Raw genomic sequence first — 25,523 nt, forward strand, 5'->3', positions numbered from 1 at the left:
ACCGTTTCGAAGGCTCCAGGATCAATAGATCTTGGAGAACTTTTCGATGTTCGACTTGTCGAACTGGAAGGGCGGAGCCATCGCAGCCGAGTTGGTGTCGTCGAGCGTGACCTTGCCGACGCGGCCGATCGACAGCGTAGCACCGGGCTTGGCCTCTTCCTTCTTCACCGCCAGGTCGTGGGCGAGGTAGACGGCGGAGTAGCCGAGATCGATCGGGTTCCACAGCGCAACCGCCTGGCTGGCGCCATTGTCGATGAACTTCTTGAACTCCGACGGCAGCGCCAGGCCGGTGACGTTGACCTTGCCGATCAGGCCTTCATCGGTCACCACCTGCGCGGCGGCAACGACGCCGACCGTGGTCGGTGCGATGATCGCCTTGAGGTTCGGATAGGACTTCAGCAGGCCCTTGGCTTCGTCCGTGCTCTTGGCCGAGTCGTCGTCGCCATAGACGGTGGCGACGAGCTTGATCTTGGGGAACTTCTCCGGCAGCACCTTCTTGGCCGCGTCGATCCAGGCATTCTGGTTGGTCGCGGTCGAAGAAGCCGACAGGATGGCGACATCGCCGCCTTCCGGCAGGTAGTCGGCGGCCAGCTTGATGATGGTCTCACCGATCAGGTTGGTATCGGAGGGGTTGAGGTGAAGCTGGCGTCCTTCCGGCGCGACGCCTGAATCCCACGAGATGACGGCAATGCCGCGCTGCATCGCCTTCTTCAGCACTGGCACCAGCGCGTCGGCGTCGTTCGCCGAAATGGCGATGGCATTGACCTTCTGGGCGATCAGCGAATTGACCACTTCGATCTGCGCTTCGGCGGTCGCCTTGGTCGGGCCGGTGTAGATGATGTCGACATCGCCGAGCTCCTTGGCCGCCTCTTCGGCGCCCTTGTTGGCGGCGTCGAAGAAGCCGTTGCCGAGCGACTTCACCACCAGCGCGATCTTGACGTTTTCGGCGTAGGCGGCATTCACGAACATGGCGGCGGAGAACGCCGCCGTAACCATCAATTTCTTCAGAAAGCTCATCGAATATCCTCCCTTGAGCGTTGCATTCCATCGCCGCTGCGGGCGTGAGTGGTTCTCAGGCCTGCAGCGAAGATTCTTCCTTGTTGGTTGCCGTTGTGCGGGCGATGATCAGCGTCACGCCGGCGGTCTCCAGCATCTTGGCTTCGCGATCCTCGATGGCGTCGTCGGTGATCACCGTGGCGATGCGCGACAGGCCGCACAGGATCAGGCTCGAGCGTTTGCGGAACTTCGAGGAATCGACCAGCACCACCAATTCGTCTGCCTGGTCGATCAGTTTCTGCTCGGCCTGGATCAGCAGCGGGTCGCCTTCCATAAGACCGAGCGGCCCCAGCCCTTGCGCGCCCATGAACATGCGGCGCGCGTAGAAATTGCGCGTCACGTCATTGTCGAACGGCGACAGGATGATGTTCTGCTCGCGGTAGATGGTGCCGCCCGACAGCATCACCGTGTTCTTGGAGTGCCTGAGCAAGTGCTCCGCGATCGGGAAGGAATTGGTGAAGATCGGCATGCGGCGGCCGGTCAGGAAATGCACCATCTGGAAGGTGGTGGTGCCGCCATTGATGATGATCGGCTCGCCGTCCTTGCACAGATCCACGGCTTCCCGCGCGATTGCCCGCTTCTGCGAAGCGTTGATGGTCTCGTTGACGGAAAAGGGCCGGCCGGCAAGGCCGATGAACTGCGGCGGCGAAAGCGCCTCGGCGCCGCCGCGCACCCGGCGCAGCCGTTTTTGCACATGCAATGCCGCGATGTCGCGCCGGATCGTCGCCTCCGACGACTCCGTCAGGTCGACCATCTCCTGCACCGTCACCACAGGCTTTTCCTGGACGGCGGACAGAATGATCCTGTGGCGCTCTTTCTCGTGCATGGTTCCTCCCTGCCTGAGCATCTAGGCACCCAAAGCGCGCAGTGTCAATCATTTCCGATCAGATAATTTCATTGTGCAATGCAATATGATTGATGTTGATCGTTTGTGATTGACAAGACCGCCGCTTGCGTAGAAATTCGTACAAAAGGGACCCGCGCCGTTTGCGTGTCCCAAAGGGAGGATACCTATGCTCGACAAGCGCTCCGGCACGCGCCTCGCCAATCTTTGGGATGACGCAAAAGCGCAAGCAATGAGCGAGCCCGAACGTCTGGTCTATCGCTCGAATGTTCTTGGCTCCGACAAGCGCGTCACCAATTATGGCGGCGGCAACACCTCCTCCAAGATCTGGCAAAACGATCCGCTCACCGGCGAGAGCGTGGAAGTGCTGTGGGTCAAGGGCTCGGGCGGCGACAGCGCCTCGATCAAGCTCGACGGCTTCGCCACGCTCTACATGGACAAATTGCGCGCGCTGAAAGGTCTCTATCGCGGCCTCGAACATGAAGACGAGATGGTCGGCTATCTGCCCCATTGCACCTTCAACCTCAACCCGCGCGCGGCTTCCATCGACACGCCGCTGCATGCCTTCGTGCCGAAGCCCTATGTCGACCATATGCATCCCGATGCCATCATCGCCATTGCCGCCGCCAAGGATTCGCAGGCGCTGACCAAGGAAATCTTCGGCGACACGATCGGCTGGCTGCCATGGAAACGTCCGGGCTTCGAGCTCGGCCTATGGCTGGAGAAATTCTGCCGCGAAAACCCCGAAGCCAAGGGTGTCGTACTGGCCAGTCATGGCCTGTTCAGCTGGGGCGACACGCCGAAGGAATGCTACGAGACGACGATCTCGGTGATCAACCAGGCGATCGACTGGTTCGAGCGCAAGAGCCATGGCAAGCCGATTTTCGGCGGCGAAGTCGTCAAATCCCTCGATGCGCCTGCGCGTCGCGCCGTGGCCGCAAAACTGATGCCGAGGATCCGTGGCCTGATCTCGGAGAACAGCCACAAGCTCGGCCATTTCGACGATTCCCCTGCCGTGCTCGAATTCGTCAATTCCAGGGATTTGCGGCCGCTGGCGGCACTCGGCACGTCCTGCCCGGACCACTTCCTGCGCACCAAGATCCGGCCGCTGGTCATCGAGTTCGACCCCCAAAATCCCGACGTCGATGCCGTCATTGCCCGTCTTGCCGATGATGTGGCGGAGTATCGCGTCGGCTATCAGGCCTATTATGACCGCTGCAAGCACGCCGACTCGCCTCCGGTGCGCGACCCTAACGCGGTGGTCTATCTGATGCCGGGCGTCGGCATGTTCACCTTCGCCGGCGACAAGGCGACGGCGCGCATTTCGGGCGAATTCTACGTCAACGCCATCAACGTCATGCGCGGCGCCTCGACGGTCTCGACCTATGTCGGCCTGCCCGACCAGGAAGCCTTCGACATCGAATACTGGCTGCTCGAAGAGGCAAAGCTGCAGCGCCTGCCGAAACCAAAGGCTCTTGCCGGCCAGATTGCGCTGGTCACCGGCGGCGCCGGCGGCATCGGCCGGGCCACCGCCAACCGGCTGCTGCGCGAGGGCGCGTGCGTCGTGCTGGCCGATATCGACGAAGCAGCCCTTGCCAGCGCCAATGACGAGCTTGCCAAGGCCTATGGCAAGGATTTCGTGCGGCCCGTAGTCATCAACGTCACGTCCGAGGATCAGGTGATCTCCGGCTTTGCCGAAACGGCGGTCGAATTCGGCGGCATCGATATTCTGGTCTCCAATGCCGGCCTGGCCTCCTCGGCGCCGATCGAGGACACCACGCTGACGCTGTGGAACAAGAACATGGACATCCTGTCGACCGGCTATTTCCTGGTTTCGCGGGAGGCGTTCCGGCTGTTTCGGGCGCAGAAGATCGGCGGCAACGTCGTCTTCGTCGCCTCCAAGAATGGGCTTGCCGCATCGCCAAACGCCGCCGCCTATTGCACTGCCAAGGCCGCCGAAATCCATCTGGCACGCTGCCTGGCGCTGGAAGGCGCGGAAGCGCAGATCAGGGTCAATGTCGTCAACCCCGACGCTGTGCTGCGCGGCTCGAAGATCTGGACCGGCGAATGGAAGGAACAGCGCGCCGCCGCCTACAAGATGTCGACCGACGATCTCGAGGAGCACTACCGCTCGCGTTCGATGCTGAAGCGGTCGGTGTTCCCCGAAGACATCGCCGAGGCGATCTATTTCTTCGCCTCCGATATGTCGGCCAAATCGACCGGCAACATCATCAACGTCGACGCCGGCAACGCACAGAGCTTTACGCGATAAGCAGTCGTTTGAGGGTTGGCGCCGACGCCGGAGCTTTACCTTCTCCCCGTCACCATACGGGGAGAAGGTGCCGGCAGGCGGATGAGGGGCAGCGCCAACCGAACGCATTTGGGAGGAAACTTTAGTGTCCGAAACCATCATCTCCGCCGATGTTGTCGAGAAAGACAATGCCGCGCGCAACGCCAATCTCAAGCGCGACTACGAGTCTCTCGGCGAGCGCCTCGACCGCCGCGGCATCGCCATCGACGCCATCCGCGACAAGGTCGAGAAATTCGCCGTCGCCATCCCGTCCTGGGGCGTCGGCACCGGCGGCACCCGCTTTGCCCGCTTTCCCGGCGCCGGAGAGCCGCGTGACATTTTCGACAAGATCGAGGACTGCGCCGTCATCCGGCAATTGACGCAGGCGACGCCGACCGTCTCGCTGCATATTCCCTGGGACAAGGCCGATCCGAACCGGCTGAAGCAGGCGGCATCCCGCTTCGGCCTCGGCTTCGACGCCATCAACTCCAACACCTTCTCCGACGCCAGGGACCAAAAACTTTCCTATAAATTCGGCTCGCTGTCGCATGCCGATGCAGCAACACGCCGGCAGGCGGTCGAGCACAATCTCGAATGCATCGAGATCGGCAGGACGCTGGGCTCCAAAGCGCTGACGGTATGGATCGGTGACGGCTCGAACTTTCCCGGCCAGGTCAATTTCGCCAAGGCATTCGAGCGCTATCTCGACGCGATGAAGGAGATCTATGCCGGACTGCCGGACGGCTGGAAACTGTTCACCGAGCACAAGATGTACGAGCCGGCCTTCTATTCGACCGTCGTGCAGGATTGGGGCACCAACTACATCATCGCCAAAGAGCTTGGCGACAAGGCGTTCTGTCTGGTCGACCTTGGCCATCACGCCCCCAACGTCAACATCGAGATGATCGTGTCGCGACTGATCCAGTTCAAGAAACTTGGCGGCTTCCATTTCAACGATTCGAAATACGGCGACGACGATCTCGACGCCGGCTCGATCGATCCCTACCGGCTGTTCCTCGTCTTCAATGAACTGGTCGATGCCGAGCTTTCAGGTGCAGAAGGGTTCGATCCGGCTCACATGCTCGACCAGAGCCACAACGTCACCGACCCGATCGAAAGCCTGATGCTGTCGGCAATTGAGGTGCAGCGCGCCTATGCTCAGGCGCTGCTGGTCGACCGCAAGGCGCTCGAAGGTTTCCAGGACGCCAATGACGCGCTGATGGCGACGCAGACGCTGAAGATAGCCTATCGCACCGACGTCGAGCCGATCCTTGCCATGGCGCGGCTGAAGACCGGCGGCGCCATCGATCCGGTCGCCGCCTACCGCGCCGCCGGCTACCGAGCGAAGGTCGCAGCCGAACGGCCGGCGGTGGCGAGCGTCGGCGGCGGGATTGTTTGAAGGTGGCTGCGAAATGAAAAACCCGCCACGAAGGGGAAGGGCGGGTCGTGGGAGCCAATTAGCACCACCGCCAGATTAGTAGCATAGCTGCCGGCACAAAGCAAGAACAAAATTGCCTGTCGGCGTTCAGCTTGGCTTCCTCTCCCCCATGAATGGGGGCGAGGAACCCCAGGTGTTGATAGAAGGCGCGAAGCCTCGTCGAATCTTCCCATCATCAGCAGTGGACTCAGCCTCCCCAAACCGCTTTCCTAGGCCTACCCCACGCCTCGGAGGACGGCCATGCACAACACCCGCCGAACCCTAATCGCCGTAAGCCTTTCCCTCACCCTGACCTTCGTACCCTTCCTCGCCTATGCCGCCTCGCCGCAGCCGGCGAAGGGCGAGCACGGCATGGTGGTGACCGCCCAGCACCTTGCGTCTGAGGTCGGCGTCGAGGTGCTGAAGCAGGGCGGCAACGCGGTCGATGCCGCCGTCGCCGTCGGCTATGCGCTGGCCGTGGTCTATCCGACCGCCGGCAATATCGGCGGTGGCGGCTTCATGACCATCCGCTTCAAGGACGGCCGCTCGACCTTCCTCGATTTTCGCGAGCGCGCGCCGCTGGCCGCGACCAAAACCATGTATCTCGACAAGGACGGCAAGCCGGTAAAAGGCGCCAGTCTCGACGGCTATCTGGCGGTCGGCGTGCCGGGCTCGGTCGCTGGTTTCGAAATGGCGCGGGAGAAATACGGCACGCTGTCGCGGCAGGACTTGCTGGCGCCGGCCATCCGCTTTGCCAAAGAAGGCTTCGTGCTGGAGCAGGGCGATGCGGCCTCGCTCCAGGGCGGCGCGGAGCGGTTGGCCAGGGACCCAGCGGCGGCGGCCATTTTCCTCAAGCCGGACGGCAAGCCTTATGCTGTCGGCGAGCGCCTTGTTCAGCCCGATCTCGCGGCTTCGCTTGCCGCCATTTCCGAACGCGGGGCGGATGCCTTCTACAAAGGCGCGACCGCCGACGCCATCGTCAAGGCGAGTGGCGAGAAGGGCGGCATTCTGGCCAGGGCTGATTTCGAAAACTATGCGGTGCGCGAGCTCAAGCCGGCGACCTGCAATTACCGCGGCTACGAGATCATTTCCTCGCCGCCGCCGAGCTCCGGCGGCGTCATCATCTGCGAGATCCTCAACGTGCTTGAGTTCTATCCGTTGTCCTATCTCGGCGCCGGTTCGGCCGAGACGGTTCACGTCATGGTCGAGGCGATGCGCCACGCCTATGTCGACCGCAATTCGGCGCTCGGCGATCCCGGCTTCATCGACAATCCGGTCGCAAAACTGCTCGACAAGAATTACGCCAGGGAAATTCGCGAAAAGATCGATCCGTTCCGGGCCGGCGTCTCGCAGGAATTGATGCCGAAGGGCTTTGGCGAGAGCAACGAGACGACGCATTTTTCGATCATCGACAATGACGGCAATGCCGTCGCGGTAACCTACACGCTGAACGGCTCTTTCGGCGCCGGCGTCGTCGCCGCCGGCACCGGCATCCTGCTCAACAACGAGATGGACGATTTCACCCAGAAACCCGGCGTGCCCAATCTCTATGGCCTCGTCCAGGGCGAGGCGAATGCGATTGCGCCGAAAAAGACGCCGCTGTCGTCGATGAGCCCCACCATCCTCGCCAAAGACGGCAAGCCGTTCATGGTCATCGGCAGCCCCGGCGGTTCACGCATCATCACCATCACGCTGGAGGCGATCGTCAACGTCGTCGATCACGGCATGAACATCCAGGAGGCCATCGACGCGCCGCGCATCCATCACCAGTGGCTGCCTGACACGGTCTATATCGAACCCTTCGGCCTGTCGCCCGATACCGAAAAGCTGCTTACCGGCATGGGCTACCGCCTCGATCTTGCCGACACGACCTGGGGCCAGGCGGCCGGCATCCTGGTCGGCGGCAAGAGCCTGGCGGAAATCGAGAAGGGTGGCGGCGCCCGCTACAATGGCGCCATCGACAGCCGCGCCGCAGCCGGCAAGGCTATCGGGTATTAAACCCCAAAAAGTGGGAACCGGTTTTCGGATAAGATCATGGTCAACAAGAAGATTGCGCCTTGCTTCAGGTGACCAGCGCGATCGTCGACGCTATCAGCATCAGCGCCGCGATGCCGACGAACAGGGCGTAGATGCGCGGCCGGTCGAGCAGAAGCGCATTGCCGGATATCCATGCTGCAGTGGCGCCACCAAGCGCGAAAAAGAAGGTGCTGCGGCGCCCGAAGCTCAAGCCGGCAGCCATCAGGCCACCGATGATCAGGGCGCCGAACACGNAAAAAGAAGGTGCTGCGGCGCCCGAAGCTCAAGCCGGCAGCCATCAGGCCACCGATGATCAGGGCGCCGAACACGATGATCACGGCGACTGCGTATTTTTCGAAATCGTTGCTGCCGGCGCTCGGGCCGATTGCGTTCAACCTCGACAGATCGTCCGGATCGAACGGGCTGGTCGACCCATATTCGTCTTGACCGACAGGCTCATGCATTATTCGTTCTCCGCAAACCGACAGCAAATCATCAAGCCTCGTCGAGCGCAACCGCTCGCCGAATGTGATCGGCACGGTGTTCAACACTTTCTGGCGACGGCTTGCCAGAGATTTTTGAATTCGCGCTTGGATCGCCGCCCCGCTGCGCGGCCTGGTCAAGCGCTTTGCCCGAGCTGAATCTTCATGCCGCCCTGGCCAAAGACTGCGTTGCCTGAACGGAAGCCCCAAGCACCGCCTGTGCGGTGTCGGCCTGCCTTTCATCGACATGCGCCAGCACCAGGATCACACCTGGTGCGGCATTCGTCTGGTCTGGCTGCTTGCCGATATCGGACAATGTGTCGAAAAGTCTGCCGGCAACACAGCCCAAGGCTGCACCGACGAGGGCCGATGCCAGCCATCCCGCGCCGAGGGGATCGATGCCGGGGATATCGAACGCGCCGAGGCCGGCCAACAAACCGGCTGCCGCGCCAAGAGCGGCACCGGTGCCTGGACCGCGCAAGACGGCGCCGATTTCGTCGTCGTAGGGTCCGATGATACTGATCTGGTGGCGCGCAATTCCTGCCGCCTGAAGTGCTTCGACGGCACGCGCCGCCTGGTCATGGGAATCAAAAAGTCTGCTGATTGTTCGCATTGAAACTGCCTGTGAGGCCCCCCGGCCCTCGACGGTACGGCGGGTTCCTGCTGAGCGACGACGCCGAGGAACCGCCTAACGCATACGTCGCCCGCCGCTCATTTCCGAGCGGCGGGCGACGACTGCCCGAGCTTTCACGTCACTCGATGATCTCGACGATCTTGCGCGTGCCTGGGTCGACGACGACGGTGCGGTTGTCGACGATGACATAGCGGTATTTGACACTGGGGACTTCATGAAGCTCGACGGTATCGGGGAGCGCCGAGCCGATGTTGAGCTCCACCCCAGGGATTTTCACCGAGGCCAGCGGCTGCTTTTTCACATACTCCTTGATGACCGTTTCCTGCTGCGGTTCGATGACAACGTCTTGCGCTGCAGCGGCGCCGATGCCTGCCAGCAGCAAAAATCCCGCCACCGCGGTGGAAAGATGCATTCTCATGGTCGTCTCCTTTGCGAACTCGGTCCGCTCTTCGCGCCAAGGCTCATTCGAACGGAAGGCAGCTGAAAACGTTCCGTCGACGGGCTTCGGTCCCGCCCGGCAGGGACCAACCGACGTGTTGCCGCAGGACCTAAGTCTGATCCTTGCGCGCAAAGGGCGGGTTTGCCGCGTGACCCGGAACCGCCGCGGCACCTAGCCGTTGCTGGCTGCACGTGCCGGGAGGATTCTTTGGAAAATATCGATGGCGGCTCGCACCGATCCTGGCTGTTTCCATTTCGATCGAATACAGCATCTGCGCAGCCTTGTCCCTTCCTGCGCCGATAGGGTTCGCGCGTCACTTTGGTGGCGGGCGAACCCTCGATTGCAGCGTGCGTCAGTCCAAAGTTGGCCCTGAGGCGAGGAGAACAGAAATGGCCGACGACAAGACCAAGCGAGACTTCAGCGACCGCAATCGCGTTTCGGCGGATGAATATTATGAGGTCGAACATTTCGCGCGGGAAAATGGTGTTTCGCCCAGCCAGGTGAGCAAGTTGATCAAAAGGACCGGCGGCGACCGGATGATCCTCTCGCAGGCGGTGAAGGCATTGCGCGAGCGCAAGTGAGCTGGCGGCGAAGCCAACGGTGGAGAGGCGCTGATCGCGATCGGCCGAGATCTGGCCAGCAATCGACAACGTGCTCGGATGCCGCCGCTTCGGCCAAGCGCAATGCCCCGCTACTTCTTCGATTCCGATGAAGACGGAATCGTCTATTCCGACGATCAGGGAACGTTATATGACGATCTCCCGCTGCTCAGGAAAGAAGCCCTTCGCACATTGGCCGAGATGGCCAGGGATGGCCTTCCTCATCGCAGGATTGCAGTCAAGGTCCGGGACGACCGTGGCGGTCTGGTCCTTGAAGTGGCTTTGACCTTTGCCGTTGAAACGCGGCACTTCGACGAGCGGATTTTCCAGATCGACTTGCGCACGAACTGACGGCTCGATCATCATCGCGCCGACCATCATCAGATTTCTGGTGCAGCGGCATCTTCCCCTGGCGCGGAACATTAGAAGTCTCTAATTGTTATCTTAAGCAGCGGGAACCTCCCAGGATTCTGCTGCAGATCGGGTGCAACCCGGTCGGCCCGCGCCCTCCGCCAGAGGCGCGGGCTTCGTTTGTTTAGCCGATGCGCAACGCCATGCGGCGGCAGCATATTGGAGACCTGCGGGAGCACTAGTAACATCAGTCGCTACCGCGGCGCCCTGGCGCCCAGGCAACGGAGCCCGTCGTCCGACAGGGCGGCGGGCTTTTTTGACGCGGGTCGGTCATCACGCAATCGATGGAATTCTGGCCGGCGCTGATTCGTGTGGCATGGGGTAAGGTGCCCTGACGCAGCGCCGGCCAAGCGGAAATCAGGTCCGCCGCAGCCAGATAGTAGCCGCGCTGGCGCAGCAGGTAATTGCGTGATCGCGGAAGCCGCACCATTGCAGAGCCCTCCCCAGCAGTTCGGCCTGCCCAGCGGCTGACCCGAGGCATTCATTCATTCTGACGATGCACCGGACGCCCCGACGGCGGAAATTGGACGCAGCGCTCGCTCTCGATTCAGCGGCCGGTGTTCCCTGCAGATTTCGGACGAAAGGCCATTCTATCCTTGTTGCGCCTGGATTCTTATCAGATCGTGGCAAGGATTGCCTTTCCGGCCGCGTTTGCCGGCGTTCTGCTGTTCGCCCTTCTGCCGGAGCAACTCCTGCAGGGTCTTGGCCTGGCTTTCACGTTTGATCACGACAAGCTCAATCACGCCGCCGCCTTCGTCGTCCTGGCGGCTCTCGGAAGTCTCGGCTGGCCGGAACGCAAGGCGAAGCTGATCGTACTCCTCGTTCTCACGGGTGCGGCGATCGAGGGGCTTCAGGCCGTGCAACTGATAGGGCGCGACCCGGATTTATTCGACTGGGTGGCCGACTGCGCGGGAATCGCGTGCGGACTGATGGTTGCAGGCTGGACAAAGCGGCTCGCCGGCGGATTGCCATAGCTCGAAAGCGCATAACGGAATCGGCGCGCCCATGCCCCAATAAGGGGAAAATGGCCGGCGCCACTTGGGGGGCGCGTTGGGGTAAGTTGCCTGATGGGGCGCCGGCCAGGCGGAAAAATTACGTCCGCCGCAAAGTAACATAGCAGGAACGGCAATGCGCGGCAGTAGCGTGATCGCGGAAGGTCCGCGCTCGCGCCTCCGGTGCGGTGACCCGTTTTGGGTCAACAATTCTGGCACCTGAATTGCACTGTAGGCAATGCCGGGGAATCCCGGCAATCGTCCCCGAATATGGGGCCTCGCCGCTTCGCAAATGGAGCGGCGGGCCTTTTTGCCGGATGTTGAAAAGTAGGCCGATCAGCGGCTTAGCCGATCACAGTGTGCTTAGCCCGATTTCCCCTACCAAGTGCTTATTCTCACAAGAGAAATTCCAAAGCGCCCAAGCATCGGTGCTTGACACAGGTTTCGAGAACTGGATAAGTGGATACACAGATACGCTCTGATCGGACCCAAGACATGGCAGCTGACGCAATCGAGCCGTTGGGCATCACGACCGCCGAGGAGGAAGCTTATCGCCACATTCAGCGGGCCCTGAGGATGGGGCGTTATCGGGCCGGGGACCGGCTGATCCCGGAAGAGATCGCGACGGAAATCGGCATGAGCCGCATGCCGGTTCGCGAAGCATTCCGCCAACTGGCCGCGGAAGGTCTTGTGCTCATTCGCCCGAACCGTGGCTGCATCGTCGCCGGGCTTACCCTCGATGAGATCTACGAAACATTTGAAATACGCTCGGTGCTCGAAGGGCTGGCGGTGAGGCTTGCCATGCCGCACATCGATGTCGAAGTGCTTGAAGAACTGGAACGCCAGCTCGACCGGATGGAGCGCGCCAGCCAGACCGGCAGCAGCGACTGGGTCGTGCGCCATCAGGCCTTCCATTTGCAGATTTGCCAATTGAGCAACCGGCCCAAGCTGGTCCGGCAGATCGCCAGCCTGCACGTCGTGATCGAGCCCTACCTGCGCATCTGGTTCGACTATGTCGACAAGCCCGCCAGCGCGCGTGCCGAGCACGAGATCCTGATCGACGTGCTGCGGTCAGGTGATGCCGGCAAGGCTGAGATCGTCATGCGGGATCATATCGTCGAGACGGCGCCGCTTCTGGCCAACTTCGCAAGTCCCGGCCGCCGCTAGGGAATACCATCTAACTCGTTGAAGCCGGAAGATAATCCGGCACGACGAAAGGGAACTGCCATACCGGCAAAAAGAGGAGAATGATATGAAAATTAGCCGCATCGCAGCCATTGCGTCGGTCCTGTTCGGCCTGGTCCAGGCCGCCGTTGCACAAGAAACACCAAAGGCAATTACCATTGCCACCGAAGGAGCCTACGCGCCCTGGAATTTCACAACAGCCGACGGCAAGCTGGACGGCTTCGAAGTCGATCTCGCCAATGATCTGTGCGGGCGAATGAAGATCGAGTGCAAGATCGTCGCACAGGACTGGGACGGCATGATCCCCGCGCTGACCGTCGGCAAGTTCGACGTGATCATGGCGAGCATGTTCATCACTGAAAAACGTCTGAAGATCATTGAGTTTACCCAGCCATATGCGGTGGATCCCTCAGGTTTCGCGGTCGCCAAGGATAGCGAACTGGGCAAGCTCGGCATTTCCAACGAGCGGTTCAAGCTGGAGAATGAAGCCTCTGCGCAGGCGGCAATCGACAAGCTCAAGCCATTGCTGAAGGGAAAGATCATTGGAGTTCAGGCTGCAACGGCGAACCTGGAATTTGTGAAAAAATACTTCTCGGACGTCGCCGAGATTCGCGAATATAAGACCACCGAGCAACACGATCTCGATCTCGCCGCGGGTCGCATCGACGCGCTCTTCGCGCAACAGACAGCGCTGGCCGCCACGCTGAGCAAGCCGGAGTTCAGCGACTATACGCTTGCAGGACCAGGATTTGTCGGGGGTCTCTTCGGTCTTGGCTCCGGGGCCGGTATCCGCAAAGAGGACACCAAGCTGAAAGACATGCTCAACGGCGCCATCGACGCCGCGACCGCCGACGGCACGATCAAAACCCTGTCACTTAAATGGCTCAAGAGCGACGTCACTCCAGTCAAGTAAGCGCTTGCCGGCGAACGGCCATTCCTGACCACGTTCCGGAGCTGAGCCGTTCGTCCTGCCGGGGGTATCAATGCCGGGGGTATCAATGGTTGACGCATTCCGGCTGCTTGGTTTCCAGCACGGAGGTTGGGGGGCTGCTCTTCTCATGGCGGCCTCGGTCACAGTGCTCCTGTCTGTGCTGGGCTTTGCGCTTGGCGCTGTCTTTGGCGGGCTGGCAGCGGCCGGGCGTCTCCGCAACTCCAAGGTATTGAGGTTCTTGGCCCTTGGCTATTGCACGGTTTTCAGGGGCGTGCCCGACCTTCTGACCATTTATCTGCTTTACTACGGAGGAAGCGTCGCCCTGACCTCGCTTGGTCATAGCCTGGGCGGGTCCGGATTCGTCGGCGTTCCGGCCTTTGCCACTGGAACCTTGGCTATCGCGATCATCTCGGGCGCCTATCAAGCCGAGGTCTATCGAGGGGCTTACCTCGCCATCGACCAGGGACAGCACGATGCCGCTTGCGCGCTTGGTCTCAACCGGCTGCAGCGACTGCGACAGGTTATTTTTCCCCAGCTCCTGAGATACGCGCTGCCAGGTCTCGGCAATGTGTGGCAGTTGGTTCTGAAGGACTCGTCGCTGATATCGGTAATCGGCCTCGTTGAACTGATGCGCCAGGCGCAGATCGCTGCAGGTTCGACCCGTGAACCGTTCATCTTCTACATTGCTGCAGCCTTGCTCTATCTGGCTATCGCTTCCGTCACGGGCCACGCCTTTTACCGTCTGGAACGGAAGGCGCCGTGGCGCGTCCGGTCGGCATGATAGATTTCAGTTTTTTCCTCGAAATCCTGCCGAAGCTACTCGCCGGCCTGCCGCTCACGATGGAACTGGCCCTGACTTCCATCGTTGCCGGCTTCGTTCTTGCCGTCACATTGGCGCTTGCCCAGCAATCGGAATCGCCCTTCGTCGTCTTGCCGATCCGTGGCTTCGTTGCCGTGTTCAGGGGCACGCCTCTGCTGGTGCAGATTTTTCTGACCTATTATGGCCTTGGTCAGTTCCGGCACCAACTGTCGGCAATTGGATTATGGGCCGTTTTCCGCGAACCCTACTGGTGCGCAATCATCGCGCTGACACTCAACACCACCGCCTATGGCAGCGAAATCCTCCGCGGCGCGATTCAATCGGTGCCACGCGGCCTTGTCGAGGCGGCCCGGTCTGTCGGCCTGTCCACCTATTTGACCTATCGGCACGTTATCCTGCCGCTGGCCTTTCGCCAGGCGCTGCCGAGTTACGGCAATGAAATCATCCTAATGATCAAGGGCACGTCTCTGGCTTCCATCGTGACCTTGATGGAGGTGACTGGAATTGCCCAGGGATTGATCGCCCAGACCTACCGCGCCTTTGAAGTCTTCATCTGCGCGGGCGCCATTTATCTCACTTTGAACTTCGCGATCATCCGTGCCTTGGCGGCACTCGAATACTGGATGTCGCGGCATCTGCGGCACCGCCCCTCGACGATGAGCGACGCCGCCTCTTGAGCACGATCAGAAGGGCATAGCATGCGAAATTTTGAGAAACCAACGCGCTCGGTCGTCGTTTCACGCGAGGCCATGGCCGCCACCTCTCATCCGTCGGCGACCCTGACGGCGGTGGAGATCATGGCGGCCGGCGGCAACGCCATGGATGCCGCCATCGCAGCCTGCGCGGTGCAATGTGTCGTCGAGCCAGCCTCGACCGGCATCGGGGGCGACTGCTTCGCTCTTCTGTCGCGAAACGGATCCGGCGAAGTCATCGCCTACAACGGATCGGGCAGGACACCCGCCGCCCTCACGATTGACTGGTTCCTCGAACGTGGCATGGCGGAGGTGGCCCGCAATTCTCCTGGCTCCGTCACCATCCCGGGAGCGATCGATGCCTGGACCAGATTGCACGCTGATCACGGGCATATGCCTTTCGATCAAATCCTGGCCCCCGCTATACGTTTCGCCGAGGAAGGCTACGCCATTTCACCGCGGGTCCATCGTGACTGGGCGTTGGAAGAAGAACTTCTGGCCTCCGATGTAGCCGCGAAACGGATTTTCCTGCCAAACGGCCGCGCGCCAGGCGTTGGCGAAGTGCATCGCCAGCCTGAGTTGGCTGCAACGCTGCGGCTGATCGCCAAGAAGGGACGAGAGGCCTTCTACACCGGCCCTGTGGCCGGAGACATGGTCGCCTATCTTCGTGGGCTCGGCGGATTGCACACACTCGAAGATTTCGCCTCGGCAACAGGCGAATACGTGACCCCGATCAGCACCGCGTTCCGAGGCTGCGATGTGTTCGAATGTCCGCCGAATGGCCAGGGTGTGATCGCGCTGCTCATTCTAAACATCCTCTCGCGCTTCGAAGCGCACGGCGACCCGCAATCCGCGGACCGGCTTCACCTGGAAATCGAAGCAACACGCCTCGCTTACGCCGCGCGTGACCTGCTCGTCGCCGATCCTGATGCGTCCGAGGTCCCGGTGGCCGACATGTTGTCGAATGCCTGGGCCGATCGTCTGGCCGGCATGATTGACCTAAAGCGCGCCCGCGCGGACCTGCCGGCGTTCGATATGCCGCTGCACAGCGACACGGTCTATATTTCCGTTGTCGACAAGGATCGCAATGCGGTCAGTTTCATCAACTCGGTCTTCGACAGCTTTGGCTCGGGCCTGGTCTCGCCACGCTCCGGTGTCGTCTTGCACAATCGCGGGCAAAGCTTTTCGCTTGACCCCAGGCACCCCAATGCAGTGGCGCCGAACAAGCGACCTTTGCATACCATCATACCCGGGATGCTTGCGAGAGGCGGCCGGGCAGAAATGCCTTTCGGCGTTATGGGCGGCTACTACCAGGCAATGGGCCACGCGCACCTGCTGACGAAGGTGCTCGATTTCGGGATGGATCTGCAGGAGGCGATTGATCTGCCGCGGGTCGCCCCCGTCAGCGGCACCATGAACGTCCAGGCCGAACACGGGCTCGCTGGCGAAACCGTAGCTGAACTTAGCCGACGCGGTTTCGAAATCATTCCCGCCACGGACCCGATCGGCGGTGCGCAGGCCATTCGCATCGATTGGGCAAACGGGACCCTGCTGGGCGGTTCTGAACCGCGCAAGGACGGCTGCGCCCTCGGTCTGTAGAGCGGTTATGGCCAGAGCGGGAGCCAAGATGCCGAAGATGCTCTTCATCGACATTTGGCCGGCGAGCAGGAGCCGCTGGCGCCATGGTCCAGATAATTCTTGCACGCCATCGACAATCCGATCGGCGCGAGGTTGTCACCCATGTCTTAGGTACAAACTGTTACCCATATCTCCGGGCCGTACAGGGAAAAATGGTGCCCAGAGGCGGATTCGAACCACCGACATGCGGATTTTCAGTTCGCTGTCGGTGATTGATATTGTTCAAATTTTAGGCCGAATGTCGCGTTTGTGTCGCGTCAAGCCAAAAGCGCCCGCTCGGCCTGAACTCGTTGCCCTGTTCAGCGCCCAAACACGCGTGCCGTGGTGCCGACAGTCATTCAGATGGATGATGGTATGGTTCGGCACTCCTAGTAAGCTCCGATCACCAGGCAATTTAGAGACTTTCTGAGGTCCATGTTCCTATGGGCGCAAGCGGCGCGACGACGGAGGTGTTGGCGCAGGCGGCGGGGTCGGCGTCGTCGAGGCTCGCACGCCTGGAAGCCACGACGACCGACGTCGACCAACGGGCAACCGTGGGGCGCTCGATCGATCAGGAGATGGCACGGGCGACGAGCCAGTTCGACAGCGACAGGCGTGTCAACCAGCCGCAAGCGCAGGCGATCGAGAAGCAATTGCAAGTTCTCAAGTCAACCGGCAACGCTGTCGCGGCTCGACAGGCGGGACTGCACGCCATGGAAAGGCAGTTCCCGCCGCATCGCATCTCCTCCAAATCTTTTTGCGGCGTCAGCAGGATGCCAGCGAGCGGGGTCAACTCGGCCAGGCGGATGCCAGAGTGTTTACGCTCGCCACACGGCCGGAGCGGGCGAGCTCGCTTCATCCGATCTTTCTGTTTCCTGTTCGGGAGGTCCCTACATGATTATCGAGTTGTTCGGTCCGCCTGGTGCAGGCAAGACGACCCTTCTCCGCGCCCTTTGCCGTGAGCTGGCGAAACGCGACATCCGTGTGAAGACAGTCAATGGCTATCGCCGGATTGATTTTGTGTCTTTCGGCAGCGAAGTCGATTCGGTCGAGGATGAAGGCCCGGAGACACGCCATGGCATCCAGCGTCTGGTGCACAAGCTCGCCACCGCGAGTCCGGTCTTGTTCTCGACCCCGCCGAGCGAGGGGGCCGCTGCGCGGCTTTTGGCATCGATCCCTCCAAAAAGTCGAATATGGGCGTTGCGTCTGAAGATCGACGTCGTTTTGCTCTTCGAAGCCTGGAATACGGCGCAGGCCTCAGAAGGGTACTTCATTTTCGAAGAGGGCATCGTTCAGGCGTTGTGTGCGCTCGTCCTGTTGGCACGAAATCCAAGTATCGACATGGTTCGTAATTGCATGACGTTCCTGCCGCGACCGGATCTCCTCATTCAAGTCGACGCGCCCGGGGAAACGCTGCGCCACCGCCTCATTGAGCGGTATGCGCGGCAGCCGTACCTCGAGCGCCTTCTCGAAGTCGGAGTGGTCAGGGGCCTGAAGCAAGCGGATATCGCGAGGGAGATCGGCCAATGCCTGCAAGACAAATGGCCGCTGATGCGTGTCGACGGCCTCGACCCACGCAATTTCGAACAGGTCGTCGCGCGCATCGTGGGGCACGGATTGCCCGCGACGGCATGCGTCGGGCCAGACTAGAGGCGCGAGTTGCATGGTGCTCACGGTGAGATCGTTCGTTGGCATTCGCAGATTTCTACGGGCGCAGCGGCGACCGTTAGGCAGCGTCCATGAGAACCGTGCACCCGCTCGTCGGGATTACCGAGCAAGCCACCAGACGGATGGGTACGGTGCCCATTACTCCGACACGTTCCGGTCCGGCTACTATGCAGCTCTGTGGTCGGGTATCGAAAAGCCCTTGGTCGAACGTACTCTCCTGCCTGTCGGCGGGCCGAACCGGAAATGCCTGGACTTCGCATGCGGCACAGGCCGCATAGCAAATATCGCAGCTCAATTTTTTGGTGAAGTCGTCGGCGTTGACATCTCCCAATCTATGCTGGCTAGCGCACGGGTTCCGAAGAACGTGAAATTGGTCCGCGCTGATATTACGCTCTCTCCGCTCGCCGAAAGGTTCGACGTGGTCACGGCATTCAGATTCTTCCTCAATGCTGAAGATGAGCTCAGGAAGGATGCACTGTCGGCCATCAGCGCGCATTTGAACGAAGGTGGATTGCTAATCTCGAATATCCACATGAATGCGACCTCGCCAATAGGGCTGGTCTGCCGCATTCTGAACCGTTATGCAGGAGGGACAGTCCGCCACACTTTGAGCATTAAAGGATACGAGCAGACGCTCATTGCAAACGGCTTTATTGTCGAGCGGATAGTTGGGTACGGTTTTTTGCCGCGACCCGGGAAATTGCTGCCAAGACTCTGCGAAATATTGATCGTGCCGTTTGAAAGGATCTGCGCAAGTGCCAGGATTCCGGCGGAGCTTGCGCAGAATTTCCTGGTGGTTGCCAGAAAGCGGTAAAGCCGGCGGGCACATGAAATTTGAAACCGAGCATTTGCCATGAGGCTGGTCTTTGTTGAAGCTATTGGCAGGAAAGTATCGAGTGTCGTTTTTGGCTGCGCTTCGCTTGGCTCAATCAGACAAAGCGCTGCTCGCCTCTGCTCATCAGTGCGTTTGGCGACGGCGCTCGCCGGTGACCAACGATGCACTTGCCCTTTTGAGGCAGGACGATCGCAAGCATCCCGACGTCGCGAGGTACTTTCGTAGGTTGGGGGATTCCGGCAACGTAACGCGGGTTCGCGCCGTAATTTCCAGACGTCTTGAGGTTCAAGTATCTCCCTGCCGATTGCGGGACGCGAATTCCTCGTAATGCCTGCGTATGAACTCCGGTTTGGCCCGATGCCGCACCTGCCGGCCTGTAAGCCTCTCGCAGACAGTGCCCACGCATCTCGAACCATAAAGACGCATGAGAGAACGTCTGAAAGCGGCTACGGCGCGCTTTACGCGTGCCCATGTCGCGTTCATGTCGCGTGGAGTTGCCGACAGTCGCAGGAAACCCTTGAAAATCAACGGTAACAGTTCGCAACACGGCGCGACATGAAATGCCGTAAGTCGCCAAGTTGGCGACACCGCAAGCCATTGAGTGATTTTATATGAGGAAGTAGTGGTGCCCAGAGGCGGATTCGAACCACCGACACGCGGATTTTCAGTCCGCTGCTCTACCAACTGAGCTATCTGGGCCTGCTCCGGCGGGCGGCAATCTGCACACCGGGTTCATGAAAGCGCCGTCGGCACCCCTTGAAAGCGCGTGGGTTATAGCACGGGAATTCGGCCTGTCCAGCGCTTAGAGCATGATCCCGAAAAGTGGAATCCGGTTTTCGGAAAAAGATCATGCTCAGACAAAAAGCATGATCCCGAAAAGTGGAATCCGGTTTTCGGAAAAGATCATGCTCAAACAAAAAGCATGATCCCGAAAAGTGGAATCCGGTTTTCGGAAAAGATCATGCTCAAACAAAACGCCAGAACCTGTTCCGTCCGACAGTGCCCGGATGGAACAAGTTCTGGACATTGATTTCAGGCGGGAAACGACAGGCAGTCCGCAAGGCCGATCATCGGTCACGATCGCGGCTGCGAAACCGTCCCAAGCCTGTGGAAAACCGCAGGTGGACGGCGCTATTTCTGGTCGTCGTTCTCGTCTTCGTCGTCGCGGCCCGGGATGACGTAGACCCCCTTCAGCCAGCGGTTGAGGTCGATGTCCTTGCAGCGCGTCGAGCAGAACGGGTAGGTTTCGCGCGCCGATGGCTTGCCGCATTCGGGGCAGGGCCGCTTGGGCCGCAACGGCGTGACCTTGTCGTCCGGGCTCATATCCGCGCACCCGACAGCCAGTTGGCGTGCACCTTAAACCCTTCGCCGCTCAAAAGCGCTACCGTCTCGTAGAGTGGCAGGCCGACGACGTTGGTGTAGGAGCCGACAAGCTTGACGACGAAGGCGCCGGCAAGCCCCTGGACGCCATAGCCGCCGGCCTTGCCGCGCCATTCTCCGGATGCGATGTAGGCCTCGATCTCCTCGCGCGGCAGCCGCTTGAAACGCACCCTGGTCTCCACCAGCCGCAAGCGCTGCTTGCCGCCCGGCGTGATCAGGCAGATGCCGGAATAGACCCGGTGCGAACGGCCGGACAAAAGCCCGAGGCAGTTGGCGGCGTCGTCGAGCGTCTCGGCCTTGGGCAGGATGCGCCGCCCGACGGCAACCACCGTGTCGGCGGCCAGCACGAAGCTCGGCAGGTAGTCCGTCTCGGTCTTCAGCGAAGCCAGCGCCTTCTCGGCCTTCTGTGTTGCCAGGCGCTTGGCCAGCGAGCGCGGGTGCTCGGCGCGCAGCGGCGTCTCGTCGACATCGGCCGGCAGCACACGGTCCGGCTCGATGCCGGCCTGCTGCAGCAGCTCGATCCGGCGCGGCGAACCCGAGGCAAGCACGAGCTTCTGCAAAATGCCCATCGCGATCCCGGCCGGGTCCTTGAACTTACTTGAAGCGGTAGGTGATGCGGCCCTTGGTCAGGTCGTAGGGCGTCATCTCGACCAGGACCTTGTCGCCGGTCAAAACGCGGATGCGGTTCTTGCGCATGCGGCCGGCCGTATGGGCGATGATTTCATGTTCGTTTTCGAGCTTGACCCTGAACATCGCGTTGGGCAGCAGTTCCGTCACGACACCCGGAAACTCGAGGACTTCTTCCTTCGGCATTCGATACCTTTGCTTGGATGGGTACTTCCAGCGCCCCGGCCGGAAAGTTGCGCGGAACCTATATGATAAACGTCCGCTTGTGAACATGCTTAATCCGCGGCGTTTTTAGCCCCGTTGCCGAGAAAACGGCGGCCGATCCGCGCCTTCAGCCGCTCGCGCACGTCGCGGTAGGCGGCCATGATCTGCTCGCGCGTGCCGCTGACGCCGGTCGGGTCGGGCATCGGCCAATACTCGACCTCGACGGCCAGCGAGCGGGTGAGCTCGAGCGCGGTGTGGTGAGCTTCCGGCGCCAGCGTCACGATCAGGTCGAAATAATCGTCCTCGAGGTCGTCCATCGTTCTCGGGTGCCGTTCGCCGAGCGACAGCCCTTCTTCGGCCAGCACGGCATCAACGAACGGATCGCGTTCGCCGCCGCGCACTCCCGCCGAGGCGACGAAGGTGGTGGGCGGAAGCACCTTGCGCGCCAGCAATTCGGCCATCGGCGAGCGCACGGCGTTCATGCCGCAGACAAACAGGATCGAGCGGGGCAGGATCGGGCGGGGCAGCGGGGCGGCCAGTTCAGCCTCGCCAGTGCAGCACGCAAACCAGCGTGAACAGCCGGCGCGCCGTGTCGAAGTCAATCTCGATCTTGCCGGCAAGCCGGTCCATCAGCGTCTGCGAGCCTTCATTGTGCAGGCCGCGCCGGCCCATGTCGATCGCCTCGATGTGGCTGGGTGTCGCGGTGCGGATGGCATCGTAATAGCTTTCGCAGATCATGTGGTAATCCTTGACGATGCGCCGAAGCGGCGTCAGCGACAGGATGTGGGTGACCACGGCTGCGCCGTCCTCGCGCGCCACCGCAAACACCAGCCGGGATTCGGCCAGCGACAGTTTCAGCCGGTACGGGCCGGCGCCGTCGTCATTGACCGGCTGGAAGCGGTTCTCCTCTATCAGGTCGAAGATCGCCACCGCCCGCTCATGCTCGACATCGGGCGTCGAGCGGCCGATCGTCTCGTCGAGCTCGACATCGATCAGCCTGGCGCGGGTTTGGTCGTAGTCGGACATTTCTACATGTTCAGCCGGATGGCGACGGAGCGCCCATGCGCATCGAGGCCTTCCGCCTTGGCGAGCGTGATCGCCGCCGGCGCCAGCGCCCGTAATTGCTCCGGCCCGAGCTTCAGGACCGAGGTGCGCTTGACGAAATCGAGCACCGAAAGCCCGGACGAAAAGCGCGCCGAGCGCGCCGTCGGCAGCACGTGGTTGGAGCCGGCGACATAGTCGCCGATGGCTTCCGGCGTATGACGGCCGAGAAACACCGCACCGGCATTGCGCATCCGCGCCAGGAAGGCCTCTGGGTCGTCGATGGCAAGCTCGACATGTTCGGCCGCGATGCGGTCGACCAGCGGCAGTGCTGCCTCGATCGTCGGCACCAGGATCACGGCGCCGAAATCGCGCCAGCTCGCCGCCGCCGTTTCTCCGCGCGGCAGGTTCTGCAACTGGCGTTCGACCGCCTGTTCGACCGCCGCGCCAAAGGCAGTGTCGTCGGTGATCAGGATCGACTGCGCCGACACGTCGTGTTCGGCCTGGGCGAGCAGGTCGGCGGCGATCCAGTCCGGATCGTTGCTGCCGTCGGCGACAACCAGCACTTCCGACGGCCCGGCGATCATGTCGATGCCGACCGTGCCGAACACCTGGCGCTTGGCCGCCGCGACATAGGCATTGCCGGGGCCGACGATCTTGGCGACGGGCTTTATCGTTTCGGTACCATAGGCAAGGGCCGCGATCGCCTGGGCGCCACCAACGCGGTAGATTTCGGAGACACCGGCAAGGTCGGCTGCCACCAGCACCAGCGGCGGCACCTCGCCGCCGGAGGCCGGCACCACTATGGCGATGCGCTCGACGCCGGCGACCTTGGCCGGTACCGCGTTCATCAGCACCGAGCTCGGATAGCTCGCCGTGCCGCCCGGCACGTAGAGCCCGACGGCCTCGATTGCCGTCCAGCGCGAGCCGAGCTCGACGCCGGCGGCATCGGTGTAGCGGTCGTCCTGCGGCAGCTGCCGCTGGTGGTGGGAGCGGATGCGCTCGCGCGCGAATTTCAGCGCCTCGACCGTCTGCGGATCGGCGGCCTCATAAGCCTTGGCAATGTCGTCCCTGGAGACGGCGATGCCGAGCCTGGCCAGGTCACCGCCGCCGAATTTCTGCGTGTACCCGACCAGCGCCGCGTCGCCCTCGGCACGCACCTTGGCGATGATCTCGCGCACCACGGCGTCGACATCGGCCGAGACTTCCCGCTTGGTCAGCAGGAACGCGGCAAAGCGCTGCTCGAAATCGGCGTCGGACTGGCGAAGCGTGATGGCCATCGGCTCAAACCCTGTGGACCGGGCGCGACGTCGCTTCCCAGGCGCCGCCGACATCGGCAAGCCGTGCCTCGATGCATTCGACATCGAGCATGATCGCGCCGCCGCCCGAAAAGATCAGCTCGACGATGCCGGCCGGCTTGTCGAGCGCGAGAAAGCTGATCGCCAGCAGCGACAGCACTTCGTCCGGCTTGTCGCGGGCAATGCCGCTGGTCTTGGCGCCGAGCACCCGGTCGAAATGCAGCACGGCCTGCCGCCGCTCATTGTGCTGGCGCAAGAAGCCGGATTTCGCCTCCCACACGAAGCGGTTCATGGTCAGCACGAAGCGCTTTACCGAAGGCAGGTATTCGAGATCGCTGACCTTCATGACGGCATCCTGGAGATGCGCCGAGATGATGCTCAGATCCTGATCGTCGAGCGCGACAAGCTTGAGGCCATTCATGCGGAATTCGCACCTGCGAGTTGATTATTCGACCTTCTGTTAGGCGGTCTTTCCGGCTCGTGCAACCGCGCCGGAGGTCTTGGCCAGGCAATCGCTCCGGTCGGCGCCGCCCCTCATCCCCCTGCCGGGACCTTCTCCCGTATAGGGGACGGGTGTAGGGGCTGGCCGCAACCTCGGCACCCTCTCCGCAACGCCGGAGATTGGCGAAATTCTTCGCGAGGCGGTCCTACTTCCCGTCCCTATACGGCGAGAAGATGCCGGCAGGCAGGCGAGGGGCAGCGGCGACCTGAGCCTGCTATCGTTACCCCGAAATGCGCTCGATTTCCGCGCCGCAACCAGACAGCTTTTCCTCCAGCCGCTCGAAGCCGCGGTCGAGATGGTAGACGCGGTTGACCGTGGTTTCGCCTTCGGCAGCAAGGCCGGCAATGACCAGCGACACCGAGGCCCGAAGATCGGTCGCCATGACTGGCGCGCCCTTCAGTTTCGCTACGCCGTCGACGATCGCCGTCTGGCCGGACAGCGTGATGTGGGCGCCTAGCCGGGCGAGTTCCTGGACGTGCATGAAGCGGTTTTCAAAGATCGTCTCGGTGATGCGCGACTTGCCCTTGGCCATCGTCATCAGGCCCATGAACTGCGCCTGCAGATCGGTCGGGAAAGCCGGGAAGGGCGCCGTCGTCACGTCGACCGGCGAAATGCCGGCGCCGTTGCGCCTGACGCGGATGCCGGAATTAGTCTGCGTGATCTCGGCGCCGGTCTGCGAAATGATGTCGAGCGCCGTCTGCAACAGGTCGGGCCGCGCGCCTTCCAGCACGACGTCGCCGCCGGTCATCGCCACCGCCATCGCATAGGTGCCGGTCTCGATGCGGTCGGGGATCACCCTGACGCGGGCACCCGACAGCGCCTCGACGCCGTCGATGGTGATGGTCGCCGTGCCGGCGCCCGAGATCTTCGCGCCCATGGCGTTGAGGCATTCGGCGAGGTTGACGATCTCCGGCTCGCGGGCGGCGTTTTCGAGCACCGTCTCGCCCTTGGCCAGCGAGGCCGCCATCATCAGCACATGGGTGGCGCCGACCGAAACTTTCGGGAACACATAACGGTTGCCGACAAGCCGGCCGTTCCTGGTTTTGGCAATGACATAGCCGGTGTCGACGTCGATATCGGCGCCCAGCGCCTGCAGGCCCTCGAGGAAGAGGTCAACCGGCCGTGTGCCGATGGCGCAGCCGCCGGGCAGCGACACCTTGGCCTCGCCCATGCGGGCCAGCAGCGGGCCGATCACCCAGAACGAGGCCCGCATCTTCGACACCAGCTCGTAAGGCGCCGTCGTGTCGACGATGTTGCGGGCGGAGAAAGTGATGGTGCGCGAATAGCCTTCCTGCTGCTTTTCGCGGCGGCCATTGACCGAATAGTCGACGCCGTGATTGCCGAGGATGCGGATCAGCTGCTCGACATCGGCCAGATGCGGCACGTTTTCCAGCGTCAGCGTGTCATCGGTCAAAAGCGCGGCGATCATCAGCGGCAGCGCAGCGTTTTTCGCGCCCGAGATCGGAATGCTTCCGGCAAGCTTGTTGCCGCCGACAATTCTGATGCGATCCATGAAGAGCGTCCCCTCGGCGCCAAGGCCGGT

28 protein-coding genes and 1 tRNA gene are annotated in these 25,523 nt (G+C 61.8%); 13 read left to right on the forward strand and 16 right to left on the reverse strand.

What is annotated here, in order from left to right; translation table 11 throughout:
* Positions 1 to 21 precede the first annotated feature (21 nt).
* The gene (rhaS, locus tag X773_RS57160) at positions 22 to 1,017 is read right to left on the reverse strand and encodes a rhamnose ABC transporter substrate-binding protein (protein ID WP_023677379.1); all 996 of its coding nucleotides are present in this window, start codon (positions 1,015 to 1,017) and stop codon (positions 22 to 24) included.
* A gap of 55 nt (positions 1,018 to 1,072) precedes the next feature.
* Positions 1,073 to 1,882, reverse strand: coding sequence for a DeoR/GlpR family DNA-binding transcription regulator (locus X773_RS57165; protein WP_023677380.1), 810 nt, complete (start codon positions 1,880 to 1,882; stop codon positions 1,073 to 1,075).
* Between the two features lie 187 nt (positions 1,883 to 2,069).
* Here X773_RS57165 and X773_RS57170 point away from each other — a divergent pair, with 187 nt between their 5' ends.
* The 3 genes from X773_RS57170 (at position 2,070) to ggt (X773_RS57180) (ending at position 7,605) form a co-directional block, all read left to right on the forward strand.
* Complete coding sequence (locus X773_RS57170) at positions 2,070 to 4,172, forward strand: bifunctional rhamnulose-1-phosphate aldolase/short-chain dehydrogenase (protein WP_023677381.1); 2,103 nt, start codon at positions 2,070 to 2,072, stop codon at positions 4,170 to 4,172.
* 124 nt (positions 4,173 to 4,296) lie between these two features.
* The gene (gene rhaI / locus X773_RS57175) at positions 4,297 to 5,589 is read left to right on the forward strand and encodes an L-rhamnose catabolism isomerase (RefSeq protein ID WP_023677382.1); all 1,293 of its coding nucleotides are present in this window, start codon (positions 4,297 to 4,299) and stop codon (positions 5,587 to 5,589) included.
* Positions 5,590 to 5,868: 279 nt separating this feature from the next.
* Entirely contained in the window at positions 5,869 to 7,605 is a 1,737-nt protein-coding gene (gene ggt, locus X773_RS57180) for a gamma-glutamyltransferase (protein WP_023677383.1), read from the forward strand.
* Positions 7,606 to 7,669: 64 nt separating this feature from the next.
* Here ggt (X773_RS57180) and X773_RS79305 read toward each other — a convergent pair whose 3' ends face one another.
* Positions 7,670 to 7,876: a hypothetical protein gene (locus X773_RS79305; RefSeq protein ID WP_023677384.1), complete on the reverse strand. Its 207-nt coding sequence runs from the start codon at positions 7,874 to 7,876 to the stop codon at positions 7,670 to 7,672.
* 11 nt (positions 7,877 to 7,887) lie between these two features.
* On the opposite strand from X773_RS79305, the gene X773_RS79310 reads away from it, so the two are divergent.
* Positions 7,888 to 8,070, forward strand: coding sequence for a hypothetical protein (locus X773_RS79310; protein ID WP_023677385.1), 183 nt, complete (start codon positions 7,888 to 7,890; stop codon positions 8,068 to 8,070).
* Positions 8,071 to 8,268: 198 nt separating this feature from the next.
* On the opposite strand, the gene X773_RS57190 is transcribed toward X773_RS79310, so the two are convergent.
* Positions 8,269 to 8,718 carry a hypothetical protein gene (locus X773_RS57190; RefSeq protein ID WP_023677386.1) on the reverse strand — a complete coding sequence of 150 codons (450 nt, stop codon included), beginning with the start codon at positions 8,716 to 8,718 and terminating at the stop codon, positions 8,269 to 8,271.
* Positions 8,719 to 8,857: 139 nt separating this feature from the next.
* On the reverse strand, positions 8,858 to 9,157 hold the full coding sequence (locus X773_RS57195; protein WP_023677387.1) for a DUF1236 domain-containing protein: 300 nt from the start codon (positions 9,155 to 9,157) through the stop codon (positions 8,858 to 8,860).
* A 410-nt stretch (positions 9,158 to 9,567) separates the two neighbouring features.
* Here X773_RS57195 and X773_RS57205 point away from each other — a divergent pair, with 410 nt between their 5' ends.
* Positions 9,568 to 9,759 (forward strand): DUF3606 domain-containing protein, encoded by a 192-nt coding sequence (locus X773_RS57205; RefSeq protein WP_023677389.1) that lies wholly within the window; start codon positions 9,568 to 9,570, stop codon positions 9,757 to 9,759.
* Positions 9,760 to 9,924: 165 nt separating this feature from the next.
* Here the strand turns inward: X773_RS57205 and X773_RS77360 are convergent, their stop codons facing one another.
* Positions 9,925 to 10,158: a hypothetical protein gene (locus X773_RS77360; RefSeq protein ID WP_023677390.1), complete on the reverse strand. Its 234-nt coding sequence runs from the start codon at positions 10,156 to 10,158 to the stop codon at positions 9,925 to 9,927.
* Between the two features lie 217 nt (positions 10,159 to 10,375).
* Entirely contained in the window at positions 10,376 to 10,618 is a 243-nt protein-coding gene (locus tag X773_RS57215; RefSeq protein ID WP_023677391.1) for a hypothetical protein, read from the reverse strand.
* A gap of 166 nt (positions 10,619 to 10,784) precedes the next feature.
* Between X773_RS57215 and X773_RS57220 the strand changes: the two genes are divergently transcribed.
* From X773_RS57220 to X773_RS57255, 8 genes are all read left to right on the forward strand, one after another.
* Complete coding sequence (locus tag X773_RS57220) at positions 10,785 to 11,162, forward strand: hypothetical protein (RefSeq protein ID WP_023677392.1); 378 nt, start codon at positions 10,785 to 10,787, stop codon at positions 11,160 to 11,162.
* A 513-nt stretch (positions 11,163 to 11,675) separates the two neighbouring features.
* Positions 11,676 to 12,347, forward strand: a complete 672-nt coding sequence (locus X773_RS57225) for a GntR family transcriptional regulator (RefSeq protein WP_031211973.1) — start codon at positions 11,676 to 11,678, stop codon at positions 12,345 to 12,347.
* An 85-nt stretch (positions 12,348 to 12,432) separates the two neighbouring features.
* Positions 12,433 to 13,278, forward strand: a complete 846-nt coding sequence (locus X773_RS57230; protein ID WP_023677394.1) for a transporter substrate-binding domain-containing protein — start codon at positions 12,433 to 12,435, stop codon at positions 13,276 to 13,278.
* A gap of 85 nt (positions 13,279 to 13,363) precedes the next feature.
* Positions 13,364 to 14,077 carry an ABC transporter permease subunit gene (locus tag X773_RS57235; RefSeq protein WP_023677395.1) on the forward strand — a complete coding sequence of 238 codons (714 nt, stop codon included), beginning with the start codon at positions 13,364 to 13,366 and terminating at the stop codon, positions 14,075 to 14,077.
* On the forward strand, positions 14,074 to 14,793 hold the full coding sequence (locus tag X773_RS57240) for an ABC transporter permease (protein ID WP_023677396.1): 720 nt from the start codon (positions 14,074 to 14,076) through the stop codon (positions 14,791 to 14,793). The genes X773_RS57235 and X773_RS57240 overlap by 4 nt, the downstream gene beginning before the upstream one ends.
* 21 nt (positions 14,794 to 14,814) lie before the next feature.
* Entirely contained in the window at positions 14,815 to 16,407 is a 1,593-nt protein-coding gene (ggt, locus tag X773_RS57245) for a gamma-glutamyltransferase (RefSeq protein WP_023677397.1), read from the forward strand.
* A gap of 912 nt (positions 16,408 to 17,319) precedes the next feature.
* Positions 17,320 to 18,075, forward strand: a complete 756-nt coding sequence (locus X773_RS57250) for an AAA family ATPase (RefSeq protein ID WP_051406149.1) — start codon at positions 17,320 to 17,322, stop codon at positions 18,073 to 18,075.
* A gap of 217 nt (positions 18,076 to 18,292) precedes the next feature.
* Positions 18,293 to 18,907, forward strand: a complete 615-nt coding sequence (locus X773_RS57255) for a class I SAM-dependent methyltransferase (protein ID WP_245274725.1) — start codon at positions 18,293 to 18,295, stop codon at positions 18,905 to 18,907.
* 644 nt (positions 18,908 to 19,551) lie between these two features.
* On the opposite strand, the gene X773_RS57260 is transcribed toward X773_RS57255, so the two are convergent.
* The 9 genes from X773_RS57260 to murA form a co-directional block, all read right to left on the reverse strand.
* Positions 19,552 to 19,627, reverse strand: a tRNA-Phe gene (locus tag X773_RS57260).
* Between the two features lie 432 nt (positions 19,628 to 20,059).
* Entirely contained in the window at positions 20,060 to 20,251 is a 192-nt protein-coding gene (gene yacG / locus X773_RS57265; protein ID WP_023677402.1) for a DNA gyrase inhibitor YacG, read from the reverse strand.
* Positions 20,248 to 20,877 (reverse strand): Maf-like protein, encoded by a 630-nt coding sequence (locus tag X773_RS57270; RefSeq protein ID WP_023677403.1) that lies wholly within the window; start codon positions 20,875 to 20,877, stop codon positions 20,248 to 20,250. Before X773_RS57270 ends, yacG begins: the two co-directional genes overlap by 4 nt.
* Positions 20,878 to 20,902: 25 nt before the next feature.
* Positions 20,903 to 21,121 carry a translation initiation factor IF-1 gene (gene infA, locus X773_RS57275; protein ID WP_006200926.1) on the reverse strand — a complete coding sequence of 73 codons (219 nt, stop codon included), beginning with the start codon at positions 21,119 to 21,121 and terminating at the stop codon, positions 20,903 to 20,905.
* A gap of 89 nt (positions 21,122 to 21,210) precedes the next feature.
* A complete protein-coding gene (locus X773_RS57280) occupies positions 21,211 to 21,678 on the reverse strand; it encodes a low molecular weight phosphatase family protein (protein ID WP_280952102.1) in 468 nt (155 codons plus the stop codon).
* Position 21,679: 1 nt separating this feature from the next.
* The gene (locus X773_RS57285; RefSeq protein ID WP_023677405.1) at positions 21,680 to 22,165 is read right to left on the reverse strand and encodes a UPF0262 family protein; all 486 of its coding nucleotides are present in this window, start codon (positions 22,163 to 22,165) and stop codon (positions 21,680 to 21,682) included.
* Between the two features lie 2 nt (positions 22,166 to 22,167).
* A complete protein-coding gene (hisD, locus tag X773_RS57290; RefSeq protein ID WP_023677406.1) occupies positions 22,168 to 23,460 on the reverse strand; it encodes a histidinol dehydrogenase in 1,293 nt (430 codons plus the stop codon).
* A gap of 4 nt (positions 23,461 to 23,464) precedes the next feature.
* Positions 23,465 to 23,899 (reverse strand): DUF2948 family protein, encoded by a 435-nt coding sequence (locus X773_RS57295; RefSeq protein ID WP_023677407.1) that lies wholly within the window; start codon positions 23,897 to 23,899, stop codon positions 23,465 to 23,467.
* Between the two features lie 301 nt (positions 23,900 to 24,200).
* Positions 24,201 to 25,493 carry a UDP-N-acetylglucosamine 1-carboxyvinyltransferase gene (gene murA, locus X773_RS57300; protein WP_023677408.1) on the reverse strand — a complete coding sequence of 431 codons (1,293 nt, stop codon included), beginning with the start codon at positions 25,491 to 25,493 and terminating at the stop codon, positions 24,201 to 24,203.
* Positions 25,494 to 25,523: the final 30 nt, after the last annotated feature.

The organism is Mesorhizobium sp. LSJC280B00, assembly GCF_000502835.1.
Taxonomy (GTDB): Bacteria; Pseudomonadota; Alphaproteobacteria; order Rhizobiales; family Rhizobiaceae; genus Mesorhizobium.